At 68.5% G+C, this 982-nt stretch carries 1 protein-coding gene; it reads right to left on the minus strand.

The genetic code is table 11. The features are described 5' to 3' along the window. On the minus strand, nucleotides 1–866 hold an 866-nt coding region (locus G3T38_RS20825), incomplete at its 3' end, for an IS481 family transposase (protein ID WP_163774837.1). Nucleotides 867–982: the final 116 nt, after the last annotated feature.

Consider the following 982-nt stretch of genomic DNA (forward strand, 5'->3'; position numbering starts at 1 on the left):
TACAGCCGGGCGTAGGCCCAGCCGTCGGCCAGGGTGCGGTGGAAGCGTTCGATCTTCCCGTTGGTCTGGGGCCGATACGGGCGAGTGTGCTTGGGTGTGATCGCAAGGTCTTTGCAGGCGTCGCGCCAGGCGTAGGACCGGTAGCAGCTGCCGTTGTCGGACAGCACGCGTTCGACGGTGATGCCGTGCTCGGCGAACCATGCCACCGCGCGTTGCAGGACCCCGATCGCGGTGGCGGCCTTCTCGTCGGCGCAGATCTCGGCGTAGGCCAGGCGTGAGTGGTCATCGATCACGGTGTGGACGAACGCGGTGCCGATCGCTGGGCGGTAGTGGTTGCCGCGCTGGCCGGTGCGATGTGCTGTCGCGCGTGCGTTCGCCTTGCCCTGGATCCGGCCGAGGTAACGGTGTCCGCCGCCGTCGGGGATGTTGGCGAACTTGGTGACGTCGACGTGGATCATCGCCCCGGGGTGGGGATGCTCGTAGCGGCGCAGGGGCTCGCCGGTGACCCGGTCGATGCGGCAGAGCCGGTTGATCCGACACCGCACGAGCACCGCGTGCACGGTCGAGGACTGCATGCCGAGGCGGCCGGCGATCTGCACCGGCCCGAGGCGCTGGCGCCACCGCAACCGCACGATCCGGCGCACCAGGTCCGGGCTTGTCCTGGTCGGGCTCGAGTGGGGTCGCGAGCTGCGGTCGGTCATGCCCTCAACGCCTTCGGCGCGGTAGCGGTCGGCCCACTTCTTCGCAGTGCGCGGAGCGACCATGAACATCTTGGCCGCCGCGGCGTAGGTCCATTGCCGGTCGACGACGAGCCGGGCGAGCCGCAAACGGGCGCGCGGGGTCAGGGCAGCGTTAGCGTGGGACACGAAGGCCTCCTGGTGTGTGAAGCGGTTCCTTAGACAGCTCCACTTCACATCCGGAGGCCTTCACCTTTCAGACAGGCTCACCGACGCTGGTCGGTACAACCTCCCTGGACATCACA

It is taken from the genome of Nocardioides zeae, assembly GCF_010686755.1.
Taxonomy (GTDB): Bacteria; Actinomycetota; Actinomycetes; order Propionibacteriales; family Nocardioidaceae; genus Nocardioides; species Nocardioides zeae.